Source organism: Aeromicrobium sp. P2_G6, assembly GCF_056403535.1.
The window spans coordinates 283,538-309,200 of record NZ_JBFUFH010000002.1 but is presented as its reverse complement, the minus strand read 5'-3'; the positions used below and the strand labels follow the sequence as shown (position 1 = coordinate 309,200).

Annotated in this window: 29 protein-coding genes; 9 read left to right on the top strand and 20 right to left on the bottom strand. The window is 67.6% G+C overall.

The window, feature by feature from the left end:
- Window positions 1-135 precede the first annotated feature (135 nt).
- From AC1DVU_RS07975 to AC1DVU_RS07945, 7 genes are all read right to left on the bottom strand, one after another.
- Window positions 136-1,089: a DUF8094 domain-containing protein gene (locus AC1DVU_RS07975; RefSeq protein WP_476921905.1), complete on the bottom strand. Its 954-nt coding sequence runs from the start codon at window positions 1,087-1,089 to the stop codon at window positions 136-138.
- On the bottom strand, window positions 1,086-2,135 hold the full coding sequence (locus tag AC1DVU_RS07970) for a hypothetical protein (RefSeq protein WP_476921904.1): 1,050 nt from the start codon (window positions 2,133-2,135) through the stop codon (window positions 1,086-1,088). The genes AC1DVU_RS07975 and AC1DVU_RS07970 overlap by 4 nt, the downstream gene beginning before the upstream one ends.
- Before the next feature lie 105 nt (window positions 2,136-2,240).
- Window positions 2,241-3,149, bottom strand: coding sequence for a co-chaperone YbbN (locus AC1DVU_RS07965; RefSeq protein ID WP_476921903.1), 909 nt, complete (start codon window positions 3,147-3,149; stop codon window positions 2,241-2,243).
- Between the two features lie 46 nt (window positions 3,150-3,195).
- The gene (locus tag AC1DVU_RS07960) at window positions 3,196-3,744 is read right to left on the bottom strand and encodes a PH domain-containing protein (protein WP_476921902.1); all 549 of its coding nucleotides are present in this window, start codon (window positions 3,742-3,744) and stop codon (window positions 3,196-3,198) included.
- Window positions 3,745-3,751: 7 nt separating this feature from the next.
- Window positions 3,752-3,910, bottom strand: a complete 159-nt coding sequence (locus tag AC1DVU_RS07955; RefSeq protein ID WP_476921901.1) for a hypothetical protein — start codon at window positions 3,908-3,910, stop codon at window positions 3,752-3,754.
- Between the two features lie 76 nt (window positions 3,911-3,986).
- Window positions 3,987-4,949, bottom strand: a complete 963-nt coding sequence (meaB, locus tag AC1DVU_RS07950) for a methylmalonyl Co-A mutase-associated GTPase MeaB (protein WP_476921900.1) — start codon at window positions 4,947-4,949, stop codon at window positions 3,987-3,989.
- A 10-nt stretch (window positions 4,950-4,959) separates the two neighbouring features.
- On the bottom strand, window positions 4,960-6,150 hold the full coding sequence (locus tag AC1DVU_RS07945; RefSeq protein ID WP_476921899.1) for an acetyl-CoA C-acetyltransferase: 1,191 nt from the start codon (window positions 6,148-6,150) through the stop codon (window positions 4,960-4,962).
- Between the two features lie 132 nt (window positions 6,151-6,282).
- On the opposite strand from AC1DVU_RS07945, the gene mce reads away from it, so the two are divergent.
- From mce to AC1DVU_RS07930, 3 genes are all read left to right on the top strand, one after another.
- Window positions 6,283-6,729, top strand: coding sequence for a methylmalonyl-CoA epimerase (gene mce / locus AC1DVU_RS07940; RefSeq protein ID WP_476921898.1), 447 nt, complete (start codon window positions 6,283-6,285; stop codon window positions 6,727-6,729).
- A 77-nt stretch (window positions 6,730-6,806) separates the two neighbouring features.
- Window positions 6,807-8,144, top strand: coding sequence for a crotonyl-CoA carboxylase/reductase (gene ccrA, locus AC1DVU_RS07935; RefSeq protein ID WP_476921897.1), 1,338 nt, complete (start codon window positions 6,807-6,809; stop codon window positions 8,142-8,144).
- Between the two features lie 172 nt (window positions 8,145-8,316).
- Window positions 8,317-9,549 carry a prolipoprotein diacylglyceryl transferase gene (locus tag AC1DVU_RS07930; RefSeq protein ID WP_476921896.1) on the top strand — a complete coding sequence of 411 codons (1,233 nt, stop codon included), beginning with the start codon at window positions 8,317-8,319 and terminating at the stop codon, window positions 9,547-9,549.
- A gap of 10 nt (window positions 9,550-9,559) precedes the next feature.
- Here AC1DVU_RS07930 and AC1DVU_RS07925 read toward each other — a convergent pair whose 3' ends face one another.
- The 4 genes from AC1DVU_RS07925 to AC1DVU_RS07910 all read right to left on the bottom strand — a co-directional run bounded on the left by AC1DVU_RS07925 (window position 9,560) and on the right by AC1DVU_RS07910 (window position 12,306).
- Window positions 9,560-10,342, bottom strand: coding sequence for an alpha/beta hydrolase (locus AC1DVU_RS07925; RefSeq protein WP_476921895.1), 783 nt, complete (start codon window positions 10,340-10,342; stop codon window positions 9,560-9,562).
- Window positions 10,343-10,356: 14 nt separating this feature from the next.
- Window positions 10,357-10,626, bottom strand: coding sequence for a hypothetical protein (locus AC1DVU_RS07920; RefSeq protein ID WP_476921894.1), 270 nt, complete (start codon window positions 10,624-10,626; stop codon window positions 10,357-10,359).
- 29 nt (window positions 10,627-10,655) lie between these two features.
- On the bottom strand, window positions 10,656-11,000 hold the full coding sequence (locus AC1DVU_RS07915; RefSeq protein ID WP_476921893.1) for a hypothetical protein: 345 nt from the start codon (window positions 10,998-11,000) through the stop codon (window positions 10,656-10,658).
- 112 nt (window positions 11,001-11,112) lie between these two features.
- Window positions 11,113-12,306: a 3-hydroxyacyl-CoA dehydrogenase family protein gene (locus AC1DVU_RS07910; protein WP_476921892.1), complete on the bottom strand. Its 1,194-nt coding sequence runs from the start codon at window positions 12,304-12,306 to the stop codon at window positions 11,113-11,115.
- A gap of 82 nt (window positions 12,307-12,388) precedes the next feature.
- Here AC1DVU_RS07910 and AC1DVU_RS07905 point away from each other — a divergent pair, with 82 nt between their 5' ends.
- Window positions 12,389-12,766: a hypothetical protein gene (locus AC1DVU_RS07905; RefSeq protein WP_476921891.1), complete on the top strand. Its 378-nt coding sequence runs from the start codon at window positions 12,389-12,391 to the stop codon at window positions 12,764-12,766.
- Between the two features lies 1 nt (window position 12,767).
- Window positions 12,768-13,445, top strand: a complete 678-nt coding sequence (gene nucS, locus AC1DVU_RS07900; protein WP_476921890.1) for an endonuclease NucS — start codon at window positions 12,768-12,770, stop codon at window positions 13,443-13,445.
- A gap of 11 nt (window positions 13,446-13,456) precedes the next feature.
- Here nucS and AC1DVU_RS07895 read toward each other — a convergent pair whose 3' ends face one another.
- Both AC1DVU_RS07895 and AC1DVU_RS07890 read right to left on the bottom strand, forming a co-directional pair.
- Window positions 13,457-13,864, bottom strand: coding sequence for an SSI family serine proteinase inhibitor (locus tag AC1DVU_RS07895; RefSeq protein ID WP_476921889.1), 408 nt, complete (start codon window positions 13,862-13,864; stop codon window positions 13,457-13,459).
- The gene (locus tag AC1DVU_RS07890; RefSeq protein WP_476921888.1) at window positions 13,857-14,381 is read right to left on the bottom strand and encodes a ferritin; all 525 of its coding nucleotides are present in this window, start codon (window positions 14,379-14,381) and stop codon (window positions 13,857-13,859) included. Before AC1DVU_RS07890 ends, AC1DVU_RS07895 begins: the two co-directional genes overlap by 8 nt.
- Before the next feature lie 62 nt (window positions 14,382-14,443).
- On the opposite strand from AC1DVU_RS07890, the gene AC1DVU_RS07885 reads away from it, so the two are divergent.
- Window positions 14,444-14,611, top strand: coding sequence for a hypothetical protein (locus AC1DVU_RS07885; RefSeq protein ID WP_476921887.1), 168 nt, complete (start codon window positions 14,444-14,446; stop codon window positions 14,609-14,611).
- Window positions 14,612-14,672: 61 nt separating this feature from the next.
- Here the strand turns inward: AC1DVU_RS07885 and AC1DVU_RS07880 are convergent, their stop codons facing one another.
- On the bottom strand, window positions 14,673-15,668 hold the full coding sequence (locus AC1DVU_RS07880; RefSeq protein WP_476921886.1) for a GlxA family transcriptional regulator: 996 nt from the start codon (window positions 15,666-15,668) through the stop codon (window positions 14,673-14,675).
- 70 nt (window positions 15,669-15,738) lie between these two features.
- Here AC1DVU_RS07880 and AC1DVU_RS07875 point away from each other — a divergent pair, with 70 nt between their 5' ends.
- Together AC1DVU_RS07875 and AC1DVU_RS07870 are read left to right on the top strand one after the other, a co-directional pair.
- Entirely contained in the window at window positions 15,739-16,938 is a 1,200-nt protein-coding gene (locus AC1DVU_RS07875) for a YbfB/YjiJ family MFS transporter (protein WP_476921885.1), read from the top strand.
- The gene (locus AC1DVU_RS07870) at window positions 16,935-17,711 is read left to right on the top strand and encodes an isocitrate lyase/PEP mutase family protein (RefSeq protein ID WP_476921884.1); all 777 of its coding nucleotides are present in this window, start codon (window positions 16,935-16,937) and stop codon (window positions 17,709-17,711) included. The genes AC1DVU_RS07875 and AC1DVU_RS07870 overlap by 4 nt, the downstream gene beginning before the upstream one ends.
- A 105-nt stretch (window positions 17,712-17,816) precedes the next feature.
- Here AC1DVU_RS07870 and AC1DVU_RS07865 read toward each other — a convergent pair whose 3' ends face one another.
- Window positions 17,817-19,805: a protein meaA gene (locus AC1DVU_RS07865; protein ID WP_476921883.1), complete on the bottom strand. Its 1,989-nt coding sequence runs from the start codon at window positions 19,803-19,805 to the stop codon at window positions 17,817-17,819.
- Window positions 19,806-19,885: 80 nt separating this feature from the next.
- Between AC1DVU_RS07865 and AC1DVU_RS07860 the strand changes: the two genes are divergently transcribed.
- Window positions 19,886-20,461 carry a cob(I)yrinic acid a,c-diamide adenosyltransferase gene (locus AC1DVU_RS07860; protein ID WP_476921882.1) on the top strand — a complete coding sequence of 192 codons (576 nt, stop codon included), beginning with the start codon at window positions 19,886-19,888 and terminating at the stop codon, window positions 20,459-20,461.
- Window positions 20,462-20,745: 284 nt separating this feature from the next.
- Here AC1DVU_RS07860 and AC1DVU_RS07855 read toward each other — a convergent pair whose 3' ends face one another.
- The 5 genes from AC1DVU_RS07855 to atpA are packed head-to-tail and all read right to left on the bottom strand — an operon-like array spanning window position 20,746 to window position 25,648.
- A complete protein-coding gene (locus AC1DVU_RS07855; RefSeq protein WP_476921881.1) occupies window positions 20,746-21,192 on the bottom strand; it encodes a DUF2550 domain-containing protein in 447 nt (148 codons plus the stop codon).
- Window positions 21,193-21,211: 19 nt separating this feature from the next.
- Window positions 21,212-21,589 carry a F0F1 ATP synthase subunit epsilon gene (locus AC1DVU_RS07850; RefSeq protein ID WP_476921880.1) on the bottom strand — a complete coding sequence of 126 codons (378 nt, stop codon included), beginning with the start codon at window positions 21,587-21,589 and terminating at the stop codon, window positions 21,212-21,214.
- Window positions 21,589-23,061, bottom strand: a complete 1,473-nt coding sequence (gene atpD / locus AC1DVU_RS07845) for a F0F1 ATP synthase subunit beta (protein WP_476921879.1) — start codon at window positions 23,059-23,061, stop codon at window positions 21,589-21,591. Before atpD ends, AC1DVU_RS07850 begins: the two co-directional genes overlap by 1 nt.
- Before the next feature lie 5 nt (window positions 23,062-23,066).
- Window positions 23,067-23,999: a F0F1 ATP synthase subunit gamma gene (locus AC1DVU_RS07840; protein ID WP_476921878.1), complete on the bottom strand. Its 933-nt coding sequence runs from the start codon at window positions 23,997-23,999 to the stop codon at window positions 23,067-23,069.
- Between the two features lie 2 nt (window positions 24,000-24,001).
- Window positions 24,002-25,648, bottom strand: coding sequence for a F0F1 ATP synthase subunit alpha (atpA, locus tag AC1DVU_RS07835; protein ID WP_476921877.1), 1,647 nt, complete (start codon window positions 25,646-25,648; stop codon window positions 24,002-24,004).
- Window positions 25,649-25,663: the final 15 nt, after the last annotated feature.

The window sequence follows — 25,663 nt, the reverse complement described above, 5'->3', positions numbered from 1 at the left end:
CTTTCGCGAGCGACTGTCGCGACACACATTTAAAACCTGCGAGAAGAACTAGCTACCTTGCGGAACTCGATCAGCCGTAGAATCCAACGTCGTGCAACTCGACCATCGTAGCGGGTGAGGGCCCCCATCCGCATCTCACTGCGCATCGGCACTCACGACGCCGCCGTACTGGCCGATCGCGCGGGGCTTTCCGCTCCCGCCGGGGATGTACATCAGCACCTGGTGGTAGTAGCGCAGCTTGCCCGAGCTGGAGATGCCCGAGGAAAGAAATGCCTTCTGCGGGGTGCCATCAGGCCAGCTGACCGTGAGGCCATCCTTGACCTCGTAGGTGTCGAGCCGCAGCAACGTGACGAACGCCAGCGCTCCCCCGTCGGTGGTGCGCAGCACGAACTTCACGTCATCGCTGGCCCACGACTGCGTGAACTTCACGCCGCCGAGCTTGGAGTTGTTCTCCGCCGTCTTGCGCATCTGCTTGATGAACGCGTCGTCAGCCACCTTGGCGGCGTCGGGCGAGGAAGGGTTGGCTAGCGATGCGGCGTACGCCTTGGCGGCCTCGGTCGCTGACATCGACATCCCGACACCGTCACCAGGCTTGACGGTCATCGCCTGGGAGCCTTCACGGCGAATGTCCGGGATCGGCGTGTCGGCCAGCGTCTCCGGACTCGCCACCAGCAGCCACGGCTCGACTGCCGTCTCACGCTCGAAGATCTGGACCCGGTTGACGCCGGCCTTGGCGTCGCGCACGACCGCGAAGAACCACAAGGGGTACGTGCCGAACCGTGGCGTCTGCACGTCAGTGACCTCGACCGAGGCGGTGTCCTGCTTCTGCGTCTTGGCGAGCCGTTGCGACACGGCAAACGAGCCGGAGTCGATCGCGAGCACCGGTCCGCTCTCGACGATCGACAGGGGTTTGGCGTCGAGCAGCTCGATCGCGGTGTTGCGGACCTTCCGGTACTGGTTGAACACCGCCGTCACCTCGGACTTGCGCGCCGCGGTCTTCTCGAGCGTGACGTCGCCGCGACGGTGCGGGACGGCGCACGCCGACAGCACCAGCGCGCAGGTCAGCGCGAGCAGGGCCAGTCGTCTCATGGCTCCTCCTCCTCGTCGACGATCTCGAAGTCGCCGAGCTCGTCCGCGCTCACCTCGTGCTCCACGCCGTCTTCGTCGACGAAGATGTAGACCACCCGGTCGTCGCCGGCCGGCTCCGGCGCGGGTTCGGGCTCCGGTATGGACACAGGTTCCGGCTCGGCGCCGGCCGCGATCTCTGCGGCCGTCATGACGCCGGGGATCCGGGGCTTGGCCGGTTCCGGCTCAGGTTCCTCGAGCTCGGCATCCGGCTCGGCCTCGGGCTCCTGGGGCTCGGCTTCGGGCTCGGCGTCCTCAGGCGCATCGGCGACGATCTCGACGGACTCGTCGACGACGTCGTACTGCTCCGCTTCCTCCGCCGACATCTCGTGCTCGACGCCCTCCTCGTCGACGTAGACGTAGACGACCTCTTCCTCGATGATCGGGCCTTCCTCGTAGGCGGGGGCCAGCCACATCCCGGCGTCGCGACGGAGCCACCAGCCGGACCAGATCGCTGCGAGCCCGAGCAGCAGCAGGGCGATGCCCTTGTAGAAGCCGCCCTTGAGGCCGTACGCCAGCGTGACCTCGACACCCGAGAGGTTGGTCGAGCCGACCGAGAGGATCACGGCCGAGACCGTCTCATCAGGCAGCTGCGTGCTGATGCTGGCGCCGCCGAGTCCGGCCGACTGCTCGATCCACCAGTCGATCGCGGTCGGGGCGCTCGGCAGGTTGGCCTTGCCCTTGACCTCGCGGGTGTGGACGTTCCAAGGCGTCTCGAAGCCGGTGACCTCGAGGCGCTGGGTCTTGCCGACGTAGTTCTGCACGTCGACGCTGTTGGCGATGCCGACGAAGACCGGCTTCCGCACCGGCACCTCGGCGAGCAGGTCGACCTGCACATCGGCCCAGGAGATGACCTTGGGGGCAGTGACGATCGCGATCCCGTCGGTGTCGACCGGGTGCGGGCCGGTCGAGAACCGGCTGTCCGGTCCGAGCAGCACCATGACGGCGAGTCCGAGGATCGCGACGAGGACGCCGAGCACGGAAAGTGCCCAACCCAGCCTCTTGCGCATCTCCACACTCCCTCTCGGGGCACCAACGACTGACGCCGCCGTGAGCCTATCGGGGATCGAGCCCCCGACCGGACAGGTTGACGTTGGCGGCGTCCGCCGAACGGGTCAGAAAAGCGCCGAGGCGAGAGCCCGGCGGGCCGTCGCGACGCGCGGATCGGCGACGCCGACGACAGTGAACAGGTCGAGGAGTCGCTGGCGTACGCGCTCCCGATCGTCACCGGAGGTTCGCTTGACGAGCTGGATCAGCCGGTCGAAGGCGTCGTCGACGTGGCCGCCGCTGACATCGAGGTCGGCCACCAGCATCTGCGCGTCAAGATCGTCAGGCGCGTCGGCTGCCGCCTTGCGAGCAGCTTGCAGGTCGGCTCCCTGCGTGCGAGCGAGGAGCTTGACGCCGGCCAGCCGCTCGGAGATCTCGGTGTCGGCGGGGTACTGCGCCTGCAGCTTCTCGTACTCGGCGACCGCGGTGTCGAAGTCGCTCGCGGCGAACGCCTCATCGGCCGCGGCGAACCTGGGGTCCTCAGGCTCCTCGACGTCCTCCGGGGCGTCGGCGCTCTCACCGTTCGACTGCGCCCGCCCGGTCACACCGTTCTGTGCGGCGACGTTGACGAGCTCGTCGAAGTAGCGACGCGCCTCCGCCTCGTCGACCGTGCCCTGGAACAGCGGCACGGGCTGCCCCTTGACGAGTCCGACGACCAGGGGCACGGCCTGGGCCTGGAGCGCCTGCGCGATCGTGGGGTTGGCGTCGATGTCGACCTGCGCCAGGACGATCTGGCCGCCGTACTGGGAGATCAGGTTGCCGAGCAGGGCGTTGAAGCTCTCGCTCTGCGGTGAGCGTGGCGACCAGAGGCTCAGGACGACCACGTAGTTCATCGAGGCCTGCAGGGCCTCGGTCTGGAAGTTCTGCTCGGTGATGTCGACGACGTACGACCCACTGCCGGATGCGGGCTGGCCGGGACGAGCCGCGGGCTGCTTCAGCGCGGACAGGTCGATGGCGCCGGGGCGCGAGAAGTTCATGCGCCCAGTGTATGAACTGGCGCGAACGGGGCGTGGCGGGTGTCGATCAGCTCCCTTCCAACAGGCGTTGCTCGATCGTGCGGCCGCGCAGACCCGAGCGCTGTACGACTCGCTGGATGGTGAGGTCACGCGCATCGGGATCACCGATGTAGCGGATGTGGCGGAGCCCTTGGGCCTGGGCTGCGGACTCGAAGATGAAATGGCCGTAGCCGAGGAGGCGGCCGAGCAGCGGCTTCTCGACCGTGATGTCGAGGATGCGGGTGATCGGCATCGTGGCGATGCGAACCGAGAACACTCCGGTCGCCCTGAACACGCGCATGTTGGTGACGACGAAGACGTCGCGCCGCTCGCGCATCGCGAGGTAGAGCGCGTGCAGCGCGAGGCCCAGGCCGCCGACGATGAACAGCCAGCCGAGCTGGATCGGGCCGATGACGGCCAGGGTCCACAGCACGACGGTGCCGACGCCCTCGGCGATGGGCTTCCAGAACACGATGTTGTGGTGGCGTACGAGGTCGATCACGACTTCGCCCTCGTCGGCGAGGAGATGGCTGTCGATCTCCTGGTCGGGCAGTCGGTCGAGCAGCGCCCGGAACATCAGAGACCTAGTTGACGAGCTCGTTGACGAACACGCCCACCCGCTGGAAGGCGTCCATGATCCCGCCGAAGGAGCTGCTCACGAAGTCGGCAGCATCGGCTGGGGTCGACAACAAGTAATAGATCACGAAGCCGACGAGCAGCAGGAGGAAGACCTTCTTGAGCACCCGACCATTGTGTCGAAGACCCCTGGACATGCCGCGAAGGCGCGCCGAGGCGGCGAGTCCGGGTCGAAAGGCCCCGTCAGACGTGCTCGACGAGGGTGTCGGCGGCCGCGAACGGGTCGGTCTCGCCGGCCAGGACCTGCTCAGCGAGCGTGTCGAGGCGGGCGTCACCCGACAGACCGGCGAACCTGGACTGCACCTCGGTCAGCGCGAGCGCCTCGATCTCCCGCCGCAGCCGCGCCAGGCGCCGGCGCTCGAGCTCCCCTGACCCGCCGAGGTGCTCGCGATGCGCGGCGATCTGCTCCGCCACCTCGTCGACACCTTCTCCCCTGGTCGCCACGGTCAGCACGATCGGCGGCTTCCACGCGCTGTCGTCCCGCTCCGTCATCGAGATGACCGAGCGCAGCTCGCGACGGGTCGACTGGGCGCCGTCCCGATCGGCCTTGTTGACGACGAAGATGTCACCGATCTCGAGGATGCCGGCCTTGGCCGCCTGGATGCCGTCGCCCATGCCCGGAGCCAGCAGCACGAGCGTGGTGTCGGCCAGCCCGGCGATCTCGACCTCCGACTGGCCGACGCCGACGGTCTCGACGAGTACGACGTCGCAGCCCGCGGCGTCCAGCACCCGCAACGCCTGCGGCGCCGACGCCGAGAGCCCGCCGAGGTGTCCCCGACTCGCCATCGAGCGTATGTAGACGCCGTGGTCCGTCGCGTGATCCTGCATGCGTACGCGGTCTCCGAGCAGCGCTCCCCCGGAGAACGGCGACGTGGGGTCGACCGCAAGCACGCCGACCCGTTTGCCCTGGGCGCGGAGCGCGGTGACCAGGGCCGAGGTGGAGGTCGACTTCCCGACGCCCGGTGACCCCGTGATGCCGACGATGTGCGCCGAGCCGGTGTGCGGAGTCAGCGCTGCGCTGACCTCGCGCAGGGACGGCGAACGGTCCTCGACCAACGAGATCAGCCGCGCCACGGCCCGGGCTTCGCCGGCTCGCGCACGTTCCACGAGCTCGGCGACGGGAATGGCGCGGCTGCCTCGGCTCACCGTCTGGGGACTACTTCTTGGGGACGCGGATGATCAGGGCGTCACCCTGGCCGCCGCCGCCGCACAGCGCGGCCGCGCCGATGCCGCCACCGCGGCGGCCCAGCTCGAGCGCGAGGTGCAGGACGATCCGGGCGCCGCTCGCGCCGATCGGGTGGCCCAGCGAGATGGCCCCGCCGTTGACGTTGACCTTGTCCTCGGAGATGCCCATCGCGCGGGTGCTCTCGATGCCGACCGCGGCGAATGCCTCGTTGAGCTCGAACAGGTCGATGTCGCTGACCGCGATGCCCTCCTTGGCTGCGGCATTGGCGATCGCGTTGGCAGGCTGCAGCTGCAGGCTCGAGTCGGGGCCGGCCACGACGCCGGCGGCGCCGATCTCGGCGATCCACGACAGTCCGAGCTCCTCGGCCTTGGCCTTGCTCATGACGACGACCGCGGCGGCACCGTCGGAGATCTGGCTCGCCGAGCCAGCGGTGATCGTGCCCTCCTTGCTGAAGGCGGGGCGGAGCTTGCCGAGCGACTCGACCGTGGTGTCACCGCGGACACCCTCGTCGGCGCTGACGACGATCGGATCGCCCTTGCGCTGCGGGATCTCGACCGGGACGATCTCCTCGTCGAAGACGCCGTTCTTCTGCGCCGTCGCGGCGAGCTGGTGCGAGCGGGCGCTGAACGCGTCCTGCTCCTCGCGGCTGAGCTTGGTGCCGTCGGCGTTGATCTGCTCGGTCAGACCACCCATGGCCTGGTCGGTGAGCGCGTCCCACAGGCCGTCGTACGCCATGTGGTCGGTCAGCTTGGTGTCGCCGTACTTGGTGCCCTCACGCGATCCCAGCAGCATGTGCGGTGCCTGCGTCATCGACTCCTGGCCGCCGGCGACGATGATCTCGTGCTCGCCCGCGCGGATCAGCTGGTCGGCGAGCGCGATCGCGTTGATGCCCGACAGGCACACCTTGTTGATCGTGATGGACGGTGTCGTCAGCGGGATGCCGCCCTTGAACGCGGCCTGGCGGGCCGGCACCTGGCCGGCTCCGGCGCCGAGAACCTGCCCCATGATCACGTAGTCGACCTGGTCGCCGGTCACGCCCGCCTTCTCGAGGGCTCCCTTGATGGCCAGACCACCGAGGTCCGAGCCCGAGAGGGTCTTCAGGCCACCGAGGAGGCGGCCGATCGGGGTTCGCGCACCGGCGACGATCACGGACTGGGTCATGGGGTTGCTCCTTCGCAAGACACGTCTTTCGTAAAGACCGTGATCTCCACTTTACTCAGAGGTAACGTCCGTGCCGGTTTCTGTGCGATGGATCACGCCGCGATGCCAGTCGGGTGCCATACCCTCGTCTCCATGCCCGACAGTCCCCTTGTTCCAGACCACCTCCTCCTCGCGATCGACCACGTCGGCATCGCGGTGCCTGACCTCGACGACGCCCTCGAGTTCTATGCCTCGACGTTCGGACTGCACTCCGTGCACGAGGAGATCAACGAGGAGCAGGGCGTACGCGAGGCGATGCTCGCGGTCGGCGACTCCGACCAGCGCATCCAGCTCCTCGCGCCGCTCAGCGACGAGTCCACGATCGCCAAGTTCCTCGCGCGCAACGGCCAGGGCATCCAGCAGCTCGCCTACCGCGTGGCCGACATCGAAGCGGTTTCGGCGATCCTCCGCGAACGCGGCGTCCGGCTCCTCTATGACGCCCCCAAGCGCGGCACCTCCGACTCACGCGTCAACTTCGTGCACCCGAAGGACGCCGGGGGCGTGCTGGTCGAGCTGGTGGAACCGGCCGCATCACACTGAGTTCCGGATCACAGTCCATAGCCGGGAAAGTTAACGCTTAGTAACATCGCGGAGACCCCGACCGAAGGACTTCAGACGTGCAGAACATTCTTGACGCCATCCAGGCCGGCGACACCTCCCCCGAGGACTTCGCGAACATCGCGCTCCCCGAGACGTACCAGGGGATCACCGTCCACAAGGACGAGGTCGGCATGTTCGAAGGCCTCGCGAGCCGCGACAAGGACCCGCGCAAGAGCCTCCATCTCGACGACGTGCCGATTCCCGAGCTCGCCCCCGGGGAGGCACTCGTCGCGGTGATGGCGAGCGCGATCAACTACAACACCGTGTGGACCTCGATCTTCGAGCCCGTGTCGACGTTCGGATTCCTCGAGCGCTACGGCCGCCTGAGCGAGTACACCAAGCGTCACGACCTGCCGTATCACGTCGTCGGCTCCGACCTGGCCGGCGTCGTCCTCCGCACCGGCCCCGGCGTCACGGCGTGGAAGCCCGGCGCCGAGGTCGTCGCCCACTGCCTCTCGGTCGAGCTGGAGTCACCCGACGGCCACGACGACACGATGATGGACCCCCAGCAGCGCATCTGGGGATTCGAGACCAACTTCGGCGGCCTCGCCGAGCTGGCGATCGTCAAGTCCAACCAGCTCATGCCCAAGCCCGACCACCTCTCGTGGGAGGAGGCCGCGAGCCCCGGCCTGGTGAACTCCACGGCGTACCGCCAGCTGGTCAGCAAGAACGGCGCCAACATGAAGCAGGGCGATGTCGTCCTGATCTGGGGGGCGTCCGGCGGCCTCGGCTCGTACGCCACGCAGATGGCACTCAACGGCGGCGCGATCCCGGTGTGTGTCGTCTCCTCGCCCGAGAAGGCCGACATCGTGCGCTCGCTCGGCGCCGAGCACGTGATCGACCGCTCCGCCGAGGGCTACAAGTTCTGGAAGGACGAGAACAACCAGGACCCCAAGGAGTGGAAGCGCCTCGGGTCCAAGATCCGCGAGCTCACCGGCGGCGAGGACCCCGACATCGTCTTCGAGCACCCGGGCCGCGAGACGTTCGGTGCCAGCGTCTACGTCACGCGCAAGGGCGGCACGATCATCACGTGTGCGTCGACGTCGGGCTACATGCACCAGTACGACAACCGCTACCTCTGGATGAACCTCAAGCAGATCAAGAGCTCGCACTTCGCGAACTACCGTGAGGCTTTCGAGGCCAACCGTCTGATCGACAAGGGTCTGATCCACCCGACGGTCTCGAAGGTCTATCCCCTTGCCGAGACCGGCCAGGCCGCGCTCGACGTGCATCACAACCTCCACCAGGGCAAGGTCGGCGTGCTGTGCCTGGCTCCCGAGGAGGGTCTGGGCGTCCGCGACGCCGAGAAGCGGGCCGTGCACCTCGACAAGATCAACAGGTTCCGAGGGATCTGAGGAACGAAGACCCCGAGGAACACATCGGCGCTGTCGAGGGGTCTGAGGCCTCTGTCCGTACTCTGGACGGCCGTGTCGGGAAGGGGCAGATCGGCCGTGTTGATGCTCCTTTCCGGCAGGTATGGTGGACCCCACACCTGACAACCCCCTCTCTTTCACGAATGGGAACAGCATGTCCGACCAGTCCGGATTGTCCATCTTCGACGCCGCCGAGAAGTCCGGCGACGCTTCCTTCCCGCTCGCCCGCCGCGGCGGCTACGACAGCGATGCCGTGGACGCCTGGGTTCGCACCCAGTCCGCCGAGTTCCAGAAGGCCGCCGAGAGCCTCAAGGCGGTCCAGTCCGAGAACAGCAACCTGCGCGACCTGATCGAGAAGCTCAAGGACCGCGTCGAAGCCGTCGAGAAGCCGACCTACACCGGCCTGGGCAACCACGCCGCCCAGCTGCTCGGCCTCGCCGAGCAGGAGGCCGAGGACGTACGCAACCGCGCCGTGCGCGAGGCCGACGAGCTGGTCAAGAAGGCAGAGGAAGAAGCCGCGATCGTCCGCGCCACCGCCAACCACGAGGCCGAGGAGATGCGCGGCCGCGCCGTCATCGAGCTCGAGGAGAAGCGCAAGCAGCTCCTCGAGGACGCCGAGGCGATGCACGCCGACGCGATCGCCCACACCGAGGACCTCCGCGCTCACGCCGAGCGCGAAGCGGCCCAGCTCAAGCTCGCTGCCGAGCAGGACGCCCAGAACATGCGTCTCGGTGCGACCCGCGAGGTCGAGCAGGCTCGTGCCGCCGCCGACCGCGAGGTGACCGAGGCCCGCCGCGTGCTCGCCGTCGAGAAGGAGCGCCTCGCCCGCGAAGCCTCCGAGAACCACGCGTCCGCAACCGAGCAGACCGCCAAGCTCGTCAAGGACGCCGAGACCCGAGCCAAGGCTGCCGACGACCGCGCGCGCGACATCATGGACCAGGCCGCCAAGGCCCGGGACAACGCCAGCGCTGAAGCCGCTCGCCTGCTCGACAACGCCAAGGCCGAGGCCAGCCAGCTCGTGTCCGGCGCAAGCGCCGAGGCCCAGCACATCCGGGTCAGCGCGACGACTGACGCGGAGCGCCAGACCCGGGTCCTGCGGTCCGAGGTCGAGGAGCTGCAGCGCAAGCGCGACGGGATCATGGCCCAGATGGGTCAGCTGCGCGACATCGTCTCGACGTTCGCACCGACTGCCGTCCAGGACAGCGACCCCAAGGACAAGGCAGAGCCCAAGGCCGACAAGCCCGCGGCTGAGGAGGCCAAGTCCGAGCCGAAGGCTGAGACGAAGGCAGAGCCGAAGTCCGAGCAGTCCAAGGCTGCCGAGGACGACTCCGATGACACTGCCGTGTTCGAGGCCGTCGACGAAGAGGTCGAGGAGAAGACCCGCTAGTCAGCTGGGCTCAGCGGGGAACGTCTTTGAATGCTGCGACCGTGCGGTCGCGGTAGGCCGAGGAATCGGCACGTTCCATCGGGCCGTCCCAGGTGTCCGGCAGCGGCACCGGGACGCCCGGCGCCAGCTTGCGGGTGATCTCGTCAAGCACGCGCTCGGAGTCGCCGACCCACAGGTGCTTGGCGCCGTCGACGGCGATGATCTCCGCCTGCGGGATCGCGGCGAAGCCCTCGCGGGCCGCGGCCGGCTGCAGGTAGTCGTCGTGCTCCGGGATGAGCGCTGTGACCGGCTTGCCGGAGTCGGCCCAGGCCTGGAGGTGCTCGGGAGTCGCGTTCCGCAGCGGCGGCGACAGCAGCACGGCACCCTCGACGACGGGCTCGAGACCGTACATCAGCGTGAGGTCCGTGCCGAACGACCAGCCCACGAGCCATACGTGTGGCAGGTCGGCGAACTCGGCGTACTCCACCGCGGCGGCGACGTCGAAGCGCTCGGCGACGGCATTGTCGAAGGTCCCGCCACTCGTGCCCTGCACACTCGACGTGCCGCGCGTGTTGAACCGTAGGACGGCGATGCCGGCGAGCGCAGGAAGCCGGTAGGACGCCTTGCGGAACAGGTGGCTGTCCATCATGCCGCCGTGCGTCGGCAGCGGGTGCAGGCAGATCATCGTCGCCACGGGATCGCCCTCCAGCGGCAGCGCCAGCTCCCCCACGAGGTTGACGCCGTCAGCAGTCTCGAGGGTGATCGGCTCCCGCCGGGCGGGCAGGACGGAGTTGCCTCGGATCTTCTCGGTCATCTGGGGCGTGCCTCTCAGTGCTTCCTGGCCCAGCAGGCCGTGTGCCAGTGCCGGCGCTCGTCGATCGCTGCCTCGCTCAGCAGCGCCTTCTGGACCGGCCACGCCACGACGTGCGGGGTCGCCGGCCGGATCAGCTGGTCGCAACCCGGACAGCGATAGTCCTTGGCCGCGCCCGAGCCGCGGAGCTTCCGGACGTACCAGGAGCCGTCGGACTTGTCCTCGACCTGCTCCGTCGTGGTCCGCAGCGGCGGGTGCACGCGGTGGGCGACGCGACGACGGGACATGAACCCAGTCTACGGAGCCGCGAACAGCGTCAGGCGCAGTAGCGCCTGATCCAGCCTTCTCGGGCGCTCGACGCCTTGATCGCCTGCTCGAACGTGAGGATCGTGACCTCGTCCGCCCCTTCAGCCTGGAACAGCACGACGTCAGTCAGGGTGGGCTTCTCGCTGCACCGAAGCCCGGCTGACTCCTGTGCGGCGATCGCCGTCGACAACGCCGTCTCGCTGCTCTTGCTGTCGAGAATCATCGGTGTCGTGGAGCCGTATCGGCTCGCGAACGACGCGACCGCGAAGTAGCCGATCAGCAAACCAACCGCGCAGACTGCGGCTGCGATGCGCACCATGCGCGCAGCCACGATCACGGGTGACATGCCGATCATCGCTTGCTCCTGTCCGAGAACCCCTATGGACAGTGCAACGAGGTGAGCACGCGGTAGTTACCGGCGTCGCAGGAAAAAGAACTCTTTCCCGATCCGCGTAACTTTTGGCCGATCAGTACGTGTGGAAGCCTGCTCCGGTCTTGCGACCGAGCTTTCCGTCAGCGACCAGACGCTCCAGAGTCGGTGCCGGCAACCAGCCCGCGTGGCCGAACGTGCTGACCAAGGTCTCCTGGATCGCGAGCGACACGTCGTTGCCGACGACATCGAGCAGCTCGAACGGTCCCATGGGCAGCTTGCTCGCCTTCATGGCGTCGTCGATCTCGGTGAGCGAACCGCCATCGGCCTCGTGGAGCTTGATCGCGTCGTTGAGGTAGGGGAACAGCAGCGCGTTGACGATGAAGCCCGCCCGATCACCGCAGGAGACCGGGTGCTTGCCGATCGACAGGCACAGCGCGCGTACGGTCTCGGCGACCTCAGGCGTCGTCTCGTCGGCGGTCACGACCTCGACGAGCTTCATGACGGGGGCCGGGTTGAAGAAGTGCATGCCGATGACGTCCTGCGGCCGCGCGGTGACCTCTGCACACGAGGTGATCGACAGCGAGGACGTGGTGGTGGCAAGGATCGCGCCGGGCTTGGCGATGCGGTCGAGATCGCGGAACAGCTCGAGCTTGACGTCGAGGTCCTCGGCGATCGCCTCGACGACGATGTCGGCGCCGGCCAGCGCCTCACGCTCCGTCGATCCGCTGAGCCGCGCGAGCACCGCCGACTTGCCGTCCTCGTCGAGCTTGCCGCGCGAGATCGCCTTGTCGAGGCTCTTGGTGATGCGGGCCTGGACGCCGTCGAGCTTGTCGGCGCTGCGCCCGACGTACACGACGTCATAGCCGGCCTTGGCGAAGACCTCGACGATGCCTGACGCCATCGTGCCGGTGCCCACGACGCCGACCGTCTCGATGTCGTGGCGCAGCTGGGGTGCATCGACCTCGTCCTCGCCGACGGCCTGCGCGAAGGTCGTGTCGTCGGAGGCCATCTGCGTCAGGATGCTGACGGGCTGGTGCAGCTCGTCGCCGGTCTCGGCGTAGAGCTTCTCCAGACCGGTCGCGACGGCCTGCGGGCCGAGCGCGTCGATCAACGCCAACGGGCCGATCGGGTAGCCGCAGCCAAAGCGCATGGCGGCGTCGATGTCGTCGTGAGTCGCGTAGCCACTCTCGTACATCGTGGCCGCGTGGTTGAGGTAGGGCAGCAGCAAGGTGCGGGCGATGTCGGCGTTGCGGTCGCTCGCGCCGAGTCTTTCGACGATTTCCTGCATGGCTACTCCTGAGTAATAAGCGGGTCGTGTCAGACTAACCTGACCCTGCCGTTGGCTCCATGGGAGAACGATGAATCGACGTATGACGATGGTTACAGCCATCGTGGGCCTTGCTCTGCTAGTGCTGGGCGCGTGTGGCAAGAGTGACAGCCCGACGGACAAGCCGACCGCCACCGAGACGACCACCGGCAGCGCGGCGACGCCGACGTCGGAGCCGACGAGCGATGCCGCATCCGAGCTCGTGGGCGACTGGCACGACGTCGATGCCAAGTGGGTCGTGCACTTCCACGAGGATGGCACGTTCGTCGAGGACTTCGAGGGCGTGACCGACTTCCGCGTCGGCAAGTACACCGTGGACGGGTCGACGGTCTCCCTCATCGGGGACGACGGCAACACCGACCCCGGCAAGATCGAGGGCGAGACCCTCGTGTTCAAGCTCGGCACGCTCACGAGGATGTGACTTGAGGATCGTCATCGCGCGATGCCAGGTCGACTACGCCGGCCGGCTCGCCGCCCACCTCCCCCTCGCCACCCGACTCATCATGGTCAAGAACGACGGCTCGGTGCTGATCCACTCCGACGGCGGCTCCTACAAGCCGCTCAACTGGATGAGCCCGCCATGCACGCTGCGCGAGGGACTCGCCGACGACGGTGTCACCGAGTGGACCGTGACCGCCGGCAAGACCGACGACACGCTGCGCATACGCATCGAGGAGGTCCTGCACGACTCGGCACACGAGCTCGGGATCGACCCCGGACTCCAGAAGGACGGCGTCGAGAAGCACCTCCAGGAGCTCCTTGCCGAGCACACGACCGCGCTGGGGGCCGGCATGAGCCTCGTACGCCGGGAGTACATGACCGCGATCGGGCCGGTGGACCTGCTCTGCAAGGACGGCTCCAACAGCTCCGTCGCAGTCGAGATCAAGCGCCGCGGCGACATCGACGGCGTCGAGCAGCTGACGCGCTACCTCGAGCTCATGAACCGGGATCCTTCGCTGCGACCCGTCCGCGGGATTTTCGCGGCCCAGGAGATCAAGCCCCAGGCGCGCACGCTCGCGACAGACCGCGGCATCGAGTGTGTGGTCGTGAACTACGACGAGCTCCGCGGCATCGACGACCCGAGCCTCAGGCTGTTCTAGCCGCCGGCGGCTTACTGCAACGGGACGTTGAAGAACGTGGTGCCGAGCTGTTCCCAGCGGTCGATCTCGCAGCCGTTGGTGCGTGCGAAGTCGGCGTCGATGTCGTCGCCCTGGTAGGTGCCCTTGACCGTCGCGGTCTGCGGGCCGCCGTAGAGCTGCGTGCAGGCCTGATCCTTCGCGACCGGCTCGAACACCTTCGCGCCGGCGGCATCGAGCGCCTTGCAGGCCTGGGCCGGTTGCGGGTGGTCGCCGCCGGGCGGGTCGCACTTCAGCTCGTACGTCTGGGGGTCGGCACCCTCGTCAGCGACGACCGTGATCGTCAGATCCGTGGCGTCCGACGAGGAGCTCTCGGCGTCCTTGCCGCAGGCCGACAACGTCGCCACGAGGACGACGCAGCAGATGAGGAGGGCTCTAGGCACCGGCGATGGGCGGTGCGGTCGGGTCGCCACCGGCGTCCTTCTCCTCACGGGCAACCCAGTCCTCGATGCGCTCGTAGTCGTCCTTGGATCGCGTGACAACGGCCAGGAGGTCACTCATCTTGGAGACCTCTTCGACCTGCTCCTTGATGAACCACTGCATGAACTGGTCGGACGCGTAGTCGTGGTTGTCGCGGGCGATGCGGGTCAGCTCGTTGATCTGGTCCGTGACGCGCTTCTCCTGCGCGAGCGCGGCGGTGACCGGCTCCACGACATCGGCGAAGTCGACCCTGGGGGCATCGAGCGCGGGGATGATGGGCGTCTCGTCAGCGTCGAGGAGGTACTGCACCATCATCATCGCGTGGTCGCGCTCTTCGATCGCCTGCTGGTAGAAGAGCCCAGCCATCTGCGGCATCGTCAGAGCGTCGTAGTAGGCCGCGATCGCGACGTACTGCTGGTGCGCGCTGAACTCGTGGCCGAGCTGCTCATTGAGCTTCGCGACGAACGCTGGTGCTGCCATGTGTCCGAACTCCCATTCTCTCGCCTTAGGCGAGCCTCACCTCACGCTGGTATCCTAGGCCTGTGCCCCCGACACCCAAGAAGAAGTGCTGCAGCAGCAAGCCTGCCTGCAAACGGTGTCCCATCCGCATGATGAAGAAGGGCACACTTCCCGAGGGCTACACCGTCAAGAAGCGCAAGCTCGTCAAGGTCAAGAAGAAGCAGAAGACCAGCGACCAGATCGCCGCCTGAGCGGTAGCCCGAGCCTAGGGCACCGCCGTGTGCGGGACCACGAAGGTGTGGCTGGCCAAAGTCATCCCCTGGTCGTCACACCCGGTTGGTTGACCGGCTGGCTGAACGCCCGGCGGTACGCCGAGGGTGTCGTGTCGAGCCGGTCTCTGAAGTGCTGGCGCAGGTTGCTCTCGGTGCCGAGCCCACTCTCGCGCGCGACGCGATCGATCGGGAAGTTGGTGGTCTCCAGCAGCGCCCGCGCCCGGTCCAGTCGCTGCTGGTTGAGCCACCGCACCGGCGTCGTGCCGATCTGCTCGACGAAGCGCCGCCCCAGCGTCCGGGTGCTCATCCCTGCCTGGGCAGCGAGGTCGTCGACGGTGATCGTCTCTGCCAGCCGGTTCGAGGCCCAGTCCAGGACCGGCGCCAGCCCCGAGGCGTCGTCGGACTCGGGCAGCCGCGCCGGGGCGTACTGGCTCTGCCCACCTTCCCGGTGAGGCGCCACCACCATCCTGCGGCTCACCTCCATGGCGCGCGCCGATCCGAAGTCCTTGCGCACGATGTGCAGGCACAGGTCGAGGCCGGCCGCGGTGCCGGCGCTGGTCAGGACCGACCCCTCGTCGACGTACAGGGCATCCTCGCTGACTCGCACCGCGGGGAAGCGGCGACGCAGCTCCTCGGCGTACATCCAGTGGGTCGTCGCCTCGCGGCCGTCGAGCAGCCCCGCCTCGGCGAGGATGAAAGCCCCCGAGCAGATCCCCGCGATGCGCGCCCCACGGGCATGCGCCTCGGCCAGGTGCTCGACGAGGGCGCGTGGTTGCTCGTAGCCCTTCATGAAGGGGGCAGGAACCACCACGAGGTCGGCGTCGAGGATCGCGTCGAGGCCTCGCTCGGTCTGGAGGCGCAACCCGCCCACGGCATGATGCGTCGCCGGACTGGTCGAGCACATCGTCAGGTCGTACCACCCGCCGCCGTCCGCTCCCAGAGGGAGCCCGAAGACCCCGACCGGGACGGCCAGCTCGAACAACGAGGTGTGCTCCAGAACCGGCACCACGACGCGTATGGGGTCAATGGTGGCCATGGCGTAAATCTATCGGATCGTGTCATTTACGCCACTGGTTGAGGCCGGAGCGCGCACCCACCATGGAGGTATGGACAACTCACTCGCGGCAGGTGGACGACGCCAGGAGGTACGACTCGTGGTCGCGGGCCTGTCCGCGATCGGTGTGGGTTTCGGCCTTGCGCGCTACGGCTACGGGCTCTTCCTCCCGGAGCTGCGGCGCGAGTTCGGGCTCTCGACGGCGCAGCTCGGCCTGATCAGCAGCCTCAGCTATGTCGGATACCTGGCCGCGGTCGTCCTGGTGGGCACCCTCGTCAGTCGGTTCGGCCCGCGCCTCATGATCCTCAGCGCAGGAGCCTCGGCGGCCATCGGCATGGCGCTTGTCGCGCTCGCCGATTCCGTCGTCGTCATGGTGATCGGCGTCGTGCTGGCCGGGACGAGCGCCGGCTGGGTCTGGGCGCCGTACTCGGAGGTGGCGCCCGCGATGCTGACGTCCGAACGTGCCGAACGCGCTCTGGCGATCATCTCCTCCGGAACCGCGTTCGGCGTCGCGGTGGCCGGGGGGCTCGCGCTCGCCACACCGTCCGAAGACTGGCGCATGACGTGGGCCGCGTTCACGCTGATCGCTGTCGCCGTGACGGTGATCAACGCGGTCGTCCTGCCGAAGGGCGTCACCGGCTCACGCGAGTCGTCAACGCTCGGTGCGACCTTGGCCCGCTTGCGCCGTCGCGCGGCGATTCCCTTGTGCATCGCCGCGCTCTCGTACGGGGCGGTCGGCTCCGTCTACTGGACGTTCGCGGTCGACCTCATCGGCACGGGATCGACGGGGGCCGCGTTCTGGACGCTTCTGGGCGTCGCAGGTACGGCGGGAGTCGCAGCTCCCGTGCTCTTTCGCCGCCTCGGCCTGCGCGGATCGCATCTGGTCCTGTTCGGGCTTCTCGCCGCCGGTATTGCGCTGCTGTCCATCGCGCCCGGGCAGGTCGTGGTCGTCGTGGCTTCCGCAGTTGTCTTCGGCCCCACGTTCATGGCCACCGCCGCCCTGTTGGCGTTGTGGAGCTTCCACACCTTCGACCGCGACCATGCCGCGGGATTCAGCATGGTCGTGTTCTTCCTGGGCCTCGGCGGCATCGCGGGTCCTGCCGTCGTGGGTGCTGCGTCCGGCGTTCTCGGCCTGCGTGGTGCCTTCGCCGCGACGGCCGCCGTGGCCCTCGCAACGATCGCGTGCCGACCAGGCCGTCACGTGGGCGAGCGTCGCCAGCCAGCGGGCGTGACCGTACCGTTGTCGTCATGACTGAACTCGCTGCCCAGGCCCAGACCCTGCTCGCCCTGCACACCGACCCCAAGCTGCTCAAGCTCGTCAACGTGTGGGACGCCATCAGCGCTCGCGTCGTCTCCGAGGTCGAGGGCGTGACCGCCCTGGCCACCGCGAGCCACTCGATCGCCGCGTCGTACGGATACGCCGACGGTGAGAACATCCCCGTCGAGCTCATGATCGAGGCCGTCGGCGGCATCGTCGCAGCCACCGACCTGCCCGTCACGGCGGACCTCGAGGCCGGCTACGGCAACCCGCGGGAGACCACGCTCAAGGCCATCGGGGTCGGCGTCGTCGGGTGCAACCTCGAGGACCAGATGAAGCCGATCCACGAGGCTGTCGACGCGGTCGAGGCCGTGCTCAACGCGGCGCAGCAGGAGGGCATCGACTTCGTGCTCAACGCGCGCACCGACGCGTTCCTCCGCGCCGGAGACAAGCCGCATGACGAGGTGCTCGCCGATGCGATCGAGCGCGGCCGCGCCTACCTCGCCACGGGTGCTCCCGTGGTGTTCGTTCCCGGCAAGGTGTCGGAGGACGACATCAAGGCGTTCGTCGACGCGTGGGGACCGCAGAAGCTGAGCCTCATGGGTGGCGTCGGATCCGTGCCGCTGGCGCGCATGGAGGAGCTCGGCGTGGCCCGCGTCTCGTACGGCCCGTGGGCCCAGTCGGTCGCGCTCATGGCCCTGCAGGACCTCACGACCGACATCGTCGCGGGAGGCGGCCTGCCGTCCGACTTCCGCGGCCTGAACTGACCTGCGCGGTTTACCAGGAGAACCTGGTAAACCAACACTTCACCGGGCAAATTTGCCCGGAGGAGTGGCTGTTTACCAGGTTCTCCTGGTAAACAGCCACGTTCGTCAGCTCAGATCGTTGGCCTTGCGGATCTCGTCGACGATGCGGTCCATGATCGTGGTCATGCCGAAGTCCTTGGGCGTGAAGACGGCAGCAACGCCGGCGGCCTCCATCTTGCGCGCGTCGGACTCGGGGATGATGCCGCCGACGATCAGCGGTATGTCACCGATGCCGGACTCGGCCATGGCCTTCTGGACGTCGGGGACGAGCTCCATGTGCGAGCCGGACAGGATCGACAGCCCGACGCAGTGCACGTCCTCGGCCACAGCAGCCGCGACGATCTGCGCGGGCGTCAGGCGGATGCCCTGGTAGATGACCTCGAAGCCGGCGTCGCGCGCACGTACGGCGATCTGCTCGGCACCGTTGGAGTGACCGTCGAGCCCGGGCTTGCCGACCAGGAAACGCAGGCGCGTGCCGAGCTCCTCGCCGGTGCGCCGCACCTTCTCGCGTACGGCCGACAGCTCCGCGCCGGCCTCGGCGATGCTGCCGACTCCGCTGACGCCCGTGGGCGCTCGGTACTCGCCGAACACCTGGCGCAACGCGCCGGCCCACTCGCCGACGGTTGCTCCCGCGCGTACGGCGTCGAGCGTCGCCTCCATCAGGTTGGTGTCGGACTTGGCCTCGCGCTGCAGGCGGTTGAGCGCCTCGTCGACGGCAGCCTGGTCGCGCTGCTCGCGCCAGGCCTTGACGTCGGCGATCGCATTGGCCTCGGCCTCCGGGTCGGCCGTCATGATCGCGGTGTCGAGGTCAGCCGTGAGGGGTGACGGCTCGGTCTCCGTGTAGGAGTTGACCCCCACGACCTTCATCTCCCCGGCCTCGATGCGGGCGCGCCGCTCCGAGTGGGACGCCACCATGGCCTGCTTCATGTAGCCAGACTCGACGGCGGCAACCGCGCCACCCATCGCCTGGACCCGGTCGATCTCGGCCTTGGCTCCGTCGATCAGCTCGGCGACCTTGGCCTCGACGACGACCGAGCCCTCGAAGATGTCGTCGTACTCCAGCAGGTCGGACTCGAACGCCAGGACCTGCTGCAGGCGAAGCGACCACTGCTGGTCCCACGGACGCGGCAGCCCGAGCGCCTCGTTCCACGCCGGGAGCTGGACGGCACGTGCCCGGGCGTCCTTGCTGAGGGTCACGCCGAGCATCTCCAGCACGATGCGCTGGACGTTGTTCTCGGGTTGCGCCTCGGTCAGGCCCAGCGAGTTGACCTGCACGCCGTAGCGGAAGCGGCGCATCTTCGGGTCCTGCACGCCGTAGCGCTCACGGGTGATCTCGTCCCACAGCCGTCCGAAGGCGCGCATCTTGCACATCTCCTCGACGAATCGCACGCCCGCGTTGACGAAGAACGAGATGCGTCCGACGACGTTCTCGAACTCGTCCTCCGGCACCTGCCCCGAGTCGCGGACGGCGTCGAGCACGGCGATCGCGGTCGTGAGGGCGTACGCGAGCTCCTGCGTCGGCGTCGCGCCCGCCTCCTGCAGGTGGTAGCTGCAGATGTTGAGCGGGTTCCACTTCGGGATCGCGCTGACGGTGTAGGCGATCATGTCGGTCGTCAGGCGCAGTGACGGCGCCGGCCCGAAGACGTACGTGCCGCGGGAGAGGTACTCCTTGATGATGTCGTTCTGCGTCGTGCCCGACAGCGCTGCGGGATCGACGCCCTGCTCCTCGGCGGCGACCTGGTACATCGCGAGCAGCCACATCGCGGTCGCGTTGATCGTCATCGACGTGTTCATCTCGTCGAGTGGGATGTCGTGGAACAGCTGCCGCATCGCACCGAGGTGCGGGATCGGCACGCCGACCTTGCCGACCTCTCCCCTGCTCAGCTCGTGATCAGGGTCGTAGCCGGTCTGCGTCGGCAGGTCGAAGGCGACCGAGAGTCCGGTCTGCCCCTTCGCCAGGTTGCGGCGGTAGAGCGCGTTGGACTCCGCCGCCGAGCTGTGACCGGCGTATGTGCGCATCACCCAGGGCTTGTCGGACACGTTCTTGTCAGGCATGAGCGTCAGGTTACCTCCCGTTAACCTGCGCGGTCACTGCCTCGCGAGGGCGTTCCTCCTCACACTCGTAGAGTGTGGTCATGGTCAATCTGACGCGGATATACACGCGAACCGGCGATGACGGCACCACCAACCTGGGCGACATGAGCAAGACCAGCAAGCTTGACCTGCGCCTGGCCGCCTACGCGGACGTCGACGAGGCCAACGCCCACATCGGCTTCGCCATTGCCCTCGGGACGCTCGACGAGGACGTCGTCGCGGTGCTCACGCACGTGCAGAACGACCTGTTCGACGTCGGCGCCGACCTGTCGTGCCCCGTGGTCGACAACCCGGAGTTCCCCCCGCTACGGGTCGAGCCCGACTACATCGATCGGCTCGAGGGCTGGTGTGACCACTACAACGAGCAGCTCCCCAAGCTGCGGTCGTTCATCCTGCGCGGCGGTACGCCTGCGGCCGCGGCCGTGCACATCGCGTGCACCGTGACGCGCCGCGCGGAGCGGTCAGCCTGGGCGGCCCTGGAGGAGCACGGGGACACCATGAACGTCCTGACTGCGAAGTACCTCAACCGGCTCAGCGACCTGCTGTTCATCCTCGGCCGGTATGCGAACCGCGAAGCCGGAGACGTGCTCTGGGTGCCGGGTGGCGAGCGGGGCTGAACATGCCGATGGCACCCACCGAAGTGGGTGCCATCAGGATCTTGTGCAGGTCAGTCCCAGTCAATGGCTTGCTGGACGACGTGTCCGCCACCATGACCCGGAGCGGCGGAAGCTGCCGGGGCAACTCCGACGACGGTCAGGACCGTCACAAATGCTGCGGCTACTAGACGCTTGAACACGATGTGCACCTACTCCCTGAGGACCGTGAGGTCCCGATCTCTTCCGTTGATTCTCTCCCGGCCCTGCGCGAGCGTCAACCGAATGTGAAAACCTGTACGTACGCCTCAGAGGACGTTGTTGACCCGTTGCCCGGGCGGCGACGACTCCAGCCACGACAGCAGGCCGGTCAAGGCGTTGGCGCTCATCGCGAACTGCCGCACTCCGGCGGCGTTCTCGGTGGCCACGATCAGGTGGCCCGCATGGATTGCGTGGACCTCGTGGCCGACCGGCTCGCGCCGGCCGTCGATGTACACGTCACCGCGGGTGAACCGGTAGGTCGGCCGCGGTGACAGGGAGAACGTACGGAACCACTCGAGCTCGGTGTCCTTGTAGACCGCGAGGCCCAGCATCCAGCCCTTGGCCTGAGCCTCCGGTGACCGGTTGACGCTCATCTCGAACGTGCCGCCGGAGCGCGCCAGGATGCGGCGGCGCACCAGCAGCCCGACGATCAGCAGGACCAGCAGGGCGAGGACGAACACCAGGGAGTCCACGAACCACATCCACAGTGGCATCACGATCTCCCTCCGTTCGTCAGGACGCCTTGTCGATGAGACGCAGCTTGGCCTCGGCTCGCAGCACCGCGTCCTGGTCGCCCTCTGACTGGGCGGCCTCGAGCTCGGCACGCGTTGCACTCGCATCGACTTCCGAGGCGAGGAAAGCGTCTTCGCTCAGGATAGACACGTGGTCATCGGCGACCGAGAGGAAGCCCTCCGCGACCGCAGCGCGTACGACCTGGCCGTCCGGCGGCTTGATCTCGACGACACCCGGCACGAGCAGCGACAGCAGCGGAGCGTGACCCGCCAGCACGCCGAGGTCACCCTCGACCGTACGGGCGATGACCTGGCTCGCCTGCCCCGACCACACCACGCGGTCGGCGGCGACGAGCTCGATCTGCAAGAGGTCTGCCATCAGAGGCTCTTCTGGATTTCTTCCCACTTCTTGTCGACGTCTTCGAGACCGCCGCACATGAAGAAGGCCTGCTCAGCCACGTGGTCGTAGTCGCCGTCGCAGATCTTGGTGAAGCCGTCGATCGTCTCGTCGATGGAGACGGTCGAGCCCTCGATGCCGGTGAACTGCTTGGCCACGTACGTGTTCTGGGACAGGAAGCGCTGGATGCGACGCGCGCGGGACACGAGCGTCTTGTCCTCTTCGCTGAGCTCGTCGACACCGAGGATCGCGATGATGTCCTGGAGCTCCTTGTTGCGCTGCAGGATGCTCTTGACCCGGTTGGCGGTCGTGTAGTGAGCGTCCGAGATGTAGCGCGGGTCCAGGATGCGCGACGTCGAGGTCAGCGGGTCCACGGCCGGGTAGATGCCCATCGACGCGATCTCACGGTTGAGCTCGGTCGTCGCGTCGAGGTGGGCGAAGGTCGTGGCCGGAGCCGGGTCGGTGTAGTCGTCCGCCGGCACGTAGATGGCCTGCAGCGACGTGATCGAGTGACCGCGGGTCGAGGTGATGCGTTCCTGCAGCACGCCCATCTCGTCGGCCAGCGTCGGCTGGTAGCCCACGGCGGACGGCATGCGGCCGAGCAGCGTGGAGACCTCGGATCCGGCCTGCGTGAAGCGGAAGATGTTGTCGATGAACAACAGCACGTCCTGGTTCTGGACGTCGCGGAAGTACTCGGCCATCGTCAGGGCCGACAGGGCGACGCGAAGACGCGCTCCCGGCGGCTCGTCCATCTGGCCGAAGACGAGGGCGGTCTGTCCGAGGACGCCGGCCTCTTCCATCTCGGCGATGAGGTCGTTGCCCTCACGCGTACGTTCGCCGACTCCGGCGAACACCGACACACCACCGTGGTCACGGGCCACACGGGCGATCATTTCCTGGATCAGCACGGTCTTGCCGACACCGGCACCGCCGAACAGGCCGATCTTGCCACCGAGCACGTACGGCGTCAGGAGGTCGATGACCTTGATGCCGGTCTGGAACATCTCGGTCTTGGACTCGAGCTGGTCGAACGCGGGCGCCTTGCGGTGGATGCCCCAGCGCTCGTTGACCTCCCACTTCTCGCCGTCCTTGAGGTTCATGACGTCGCCGGTGGTGTTGAACACCTTGCCGAGCGTCTGGTCACCGACGGGGACCGTGATGGGTCCGCCGGTGTTGGTGACCTTGGCGCCACGGACGATGCCGTCGGTCGGCCGCAGGCTGATCGCGCGGACCAGGCCGTCGCCGATGTGCAGGGCGACCTCGAGGGTCAGCGTCTCCTTGACGCCGTCCAGCTCGGTGTCGACCTTGAGCGCGTTGTACATCTCGGGGATCGCGTCGCTCGGGAACTCGATGTCGAGCACCGGGCCGATGACGCGCGCAACCCGGCCGTCGGCCAGGTTCTTGCCCGACTCGTCGGACTTCTTGGTGTCTGCGGTCTTCTTGGCGGTTGGCATCTCTCTCACTCACTCCCAGCGGTGGCGTCGGCGAGCGCGTTGGCGCCGCCCACGATCTCGCTGATCTCCTGGGTAATACCGGCCTGACGGGCCTGGTTGGCGGTTCGGGTGTACTTCTGGATCAGGTCTTCGGCGTTGTCCGTTGCGGACTTCATCGCCTTCTGCCGTGATGCGAGCTCCGATGCGGAGGCCTGCAACAGGCAGTAGTAGATCCGGCTGTGGATGTACTTCGGCAGCAGCGCGTCGAGCACCTCGTGGGCCGAGGGCTCGAACTCGTAGAGCGGCAGGATCTCGTGCTCTTCGGGTGCCTCGGTGCCCTCGACGACCTCCAGCGGAAGCAGCCGGATGACGTCGGGCTCCTGGATCAGCATCGACTTGAAGCGCGTGAACACCACGTGGAGCTCGTCGACCGCGCGCTCGGGATCGACAGCCTCCTCGTCACTCTCGTCGACGTTGAACATCTTGACGAGGGTGTTGCCGATCATGCGGGCGTGCGAGTACTCCGGCTTGTCGGAGAACCCCGTCCACGAGTCGACGAACTCACGGCTGCGGAAGTTGTAGTAGGCCTCCGCCTTGCGGCCCGCGAGGTAGAGGTCGACCTTCTTGCCCTCGGTGCGCAGCTTCTCGACCAGTCGCTCGGCCTCCTTGAGCACCGATGACGAGTAGGCACCCGCAAGCCCGCGATCGCTGGCGATCACCAGCACCGCGGCCTTGGTCGGGTTCTCCTTCTCGGTCGTCAACGGGTGGTCGACGTTGGAGAAGGTCGCGACGGCAGAGACGGCGCGGGTGAGCTCACGGGCGTACGGCGCTGCCGCCGCTGCCCGCTGCTGCGCCTTGATGATGCGCGACGCAGCGATCAGCTCCATGGCGCGCGTGATCTTCTTGGTCGCCTGTGTCGACCTGATCTTCGCGCGAAGCTCGCGTACGGACGCTGCCATCGTCAGCCCCGCTTCTGCTTGACGATCTGCTCCTGCTCGACGTCTTCGTCGGACAGGGCCTCGAACTCCTCGTGACCCGCCTTGACGATGATCTGCTCGCCCTCGTGGGTCTCGAACTGCTTGAGGAACTCGGTGTAGGCATCCTCGAGCGCCTGCTCGTTGTCGTCCTCGAACTTGCCCGACTCACGGATCGCGTCGAGCACGGGACCGTGCGAACGCTTCAGGAAGTCGAGGAACTCGGTCTCGAAGCGGCTGACGTCCTGCAGCGGCACGGGGTCGAGCTTTCCGGTCGTGGCGGCCCAGATCGAGACGACCTGGTTCTCGGTCGGGAACGGCGCGTACTGGCCCTGCTTGAACAGCTCCATGATGCGCTGACCACGGGCGAGCTGCTGCTTGGACGCGGCGTCGAGGTCGGACGCGAACATCGCGAAGGCCTCCATCGCGCGGTACTGCGCGAGCTCGACCTTGAGCGAACCAGTGACGGCCTTCATCGACTTGGTCATCGCCGCGCCGCCGACTCGCGACACCGAGATGCCGACGTCGACAGCAGGACGCTGGTTGGCGTTGAACAGGTCCGACTGCAGGAAGATCTGGCCGTCGGTGATCGAGATGACGTTGGTCGGGATGTAGGCCGACACGTCGTTGGCCTTGGTCTCGACGATCGGCAGGCCGGTCATCGAGCCGGCGCCCAGGTCGTCGCTGAGCTTGGCGCAACGCTCGAGGAGCCGCGAGTGCAGGTAGAACACGTCGCCGGGGTATGCCTCACGGCCCGGCGGGCGGCGCAGCAGCAGCGACACGGCGCGATAGGCCTCGGCCTGCTTGGACAGGTCGTCGAACACGATGAGGACGTGCTTGCCGGCGTACATCCAGTGCTGGCCGATGGCCGAGCCGGTGTAGGGCGCGAGGTACTTGAAGCCCGCCGAGTCGGACGCGGGGGCAGCGACGATCGTCGTGTACTCCAGAGCGCCGGCCTCCTCGAGCGCACCACGGATGCCCGCGATGGTCGAGCCCTTCTGGCCGATCCCGACGTAGATGCAGCGGACCTGCTTGTCCGGGTCGCCCGACGCCCAGAACTCCTTCTGGTTGATGATCGTGTCGATCGCGATCGCGGTCTTGCCGGTCTGGCGGTCACCGATGATCAGCTGGCGCTGGCCACGGCCGATCGGCGTCAGCGAGTCGATCGACTTGAGGCCGGTCATCATGGGCTCGTGCACGCTCTTGCGCTGCATGACGTTGGGGGCCTGGAGCTCGAGCGCGCGGCGCTCGGTGGTCTCGATCTCGCCGAGGCCGTCGATCGGGTTGCCGAGCGGGTCGACGACGCGGCCGAGGTAGTTGTCGCCCACGGGGACCGAGAGCACCTCACCGGTGCGGCGTACGGTCTGTCCCTCCTCGATGCCGGAGAACTCACCCAGGATGACGACACCGATCTCACGGACGTCGAGGTTGAGCGCGAGGCCCAGCGTGCCGTCCTCGAACTCGAGCAGCTCGTTGGCCATCGCCGAGGGCAGTCCCTCGACGCGCGCGATGCCGTCACCGGCCTCGGCGACGACGCCGACCTCTTCGGTCGCAGCGGCGCTCGGCTTGTAGTCGGCCACGAACTTCTGCAATGCGTCGCGGATCTCCTCCGGACGGATCGTGAGTTCCGCCATGTGTGTGCCTGCCTT

What these genes read in the sequence shown, in the direction of transcription:
- AC1DVU_RS07890 (WP_476921888.1), bottom strand. Translation starts at nt 14,381, where the DNA reads ATGGCAGCACCAGCGTTCGTCGCGAAGCTCAATGAGCAGCTCGGCCAC.
- AC1DVU_RS07860 (WP_476921882.1), top strand. Translation starts at nt 19,886, where the DNA reads ATGGTCAATCTGACGCGGATATACACGCGAACCGGCGATGACGGCACC.
- AC1DVU_RS07880 (WP_476921886.1), bottom strand. Translation starts at nt 15,668, where the DNA reads ATGGCCACCATTGACCCCATACGCGTCGTGGTGCCGGTTCTGGAGCAC.
- AC1DVU_RS07850 (WP_476921880.1), bottom strand. Translation starts at nt 21,589, where the DNA reads ATGGCAGACCTCTTGCAGATCGAGCTCGTCGCCGCCGACCGCGTGGTG.
- AC1DVU_RS07915 (WP_476921893.1), bottom strand. Translation starts at nt 11,000, where the DNA reads ATGATCGGCATGTCACCCGTGATCGTGGCTGCGCGCATGGTGCGCATC.
- AC1DVU_RS07945 (WP_476921899.1), bottom strand. Translation starts at nt 6,150, where the DNA reads ATGACCCAGTCCGTGATCGTCGCCGGTGCGCGAACCCCGATCGGCCGC.
- AC1DVU_RS07960 (WP_476921902.1), bottom strand. Translation starts at nt 3,744, where the DNA reads ATGTTCCGGGCGCTGCTCGACCGACTGCCCGACCAGGAGATCGACAGC.
- AC1DVU_RS07920 (WP_476921894.1), bottom strand. Translation starts at nt 10,626, where the DNA reads ATGTCCCGTCGTCGCGTCGCCCACCGCGTGCACCCGCCGCTGCGGACC.
- AC1DVU_RS07925 (WP_476921895.1), bottom strand. Translation starts at nt 10,342, where the DNA reads ATGACCGAGAAGATCCGAGGCAACTCCGTCCTGCCCGCCCGGCGGGAG.
- atpA (WP_476921877.1), bottom strand. Translation starts at nt 25,648, where the DNA reads ATGGCGGAACTCACGATCCGTCCGGAGGAGATCCGCGACGCATTGCAG.
- atpD (WP_476921879.1), bottom strand. Translation starts at nt 23,061, where the DNA reads ATGCCAACCGCCAAGAAGACCGCAGACACCAAGAAGTCCGACGAGTCG.
- AC1DVU_RS07855 (WP_476921881.1), bottom strand. Translation starts at nt 21,192, where the DNA reads ATGCCACTGTGGATGTGGTTCGTGGACTCCCTGGTGTTCGTCCTCGCC.
- AC1DVU_RS07865 (WP_476921883.1), bottom strand. Translation starts at nt 19,805, where the DNA reads ATGCCTGACAAGAACGTGTCCGACAAGCCCTGGGTGATGCGCACATAC.
- AC1DVU_RS07970 (WP_476921904.1), bottom strand. Translation starts at nt 2,135, where the DNA reads ATGCGCAAGAGGCTGGGTTGGGCACTTTCCGTGCTCGGCGTCCTCGTC.
- AC1DVU_RS07965 (WP_476921903.1), bottom strand. Translation starts at nt 3,149, where the DNA reads ATGAACTTCTCGCGCCCCGGCGCCATCGACCTGTCCGCGCTGAAGCAG.
- AC1DVU_RS07840 (WP_476921878.1), bottom strand. Translation starts at nt 23,999, where the DNA reads ATGGCAGCGTCCGTACGCGAGCTTCGCGCGAAGATCAGGTCGACACAG.
- AC1DVU_RS07870 (WP_476921884.1), top strand. Translation starts at nt 16,935, where the DNA reads ATGACTGAACTCGCTGCCCAGGCCCAGACCCTGCTCGCCCTGCACACC.
- AC1DVU_RS07905 (WP_476921891.1), top strand. Translation starts at nt 12,389, where the DNA reads ATGACGATGGTTACAGCCATCGTGGGCCTTGCTCTGCTAGTGCTGGGC.
- mce (WP_476921898.1), top strand. Translation starts at nt 6,283, where the DNA reads ATGCCCGACAGTCCCCTTGTTCCAGACCACCTCCTCCTCGCGATCGAC.
- AC1DVU_RS07875 (WP_476921885.1), top strand. Translation starts at nt 15,739, where the DNA reads ATGGACAACTCACTCGCGGCAGGTGGACGACGCCAGGAGGTACGACTC.
- AC1DVU_RS07930 (WP_476921896.1), top strand. Translation starts at nt 8,317, where the DNA reads ATGTCCGACCAGTCCGGATTGTCCATCTTCGACGCCGCCGAGAAGTCC.
- AC1DVU_RS07975 (WP_476921905.1), bottom strand. Translation starts at nt 1,089, where the DNA reads ATGAGACGACTGGCCCTGCTCGCGCTGACCTGCGCGCTGGTGCTGTCG.
- AC1DVU_RS07910 (WP_476921892.1), bottom strand. Translation starts at nt 12,306, where the DNA reads ATGCAGGAAATCGTCGAAAGACTCGGCGCGAGCGACCGCAACGCCGAC.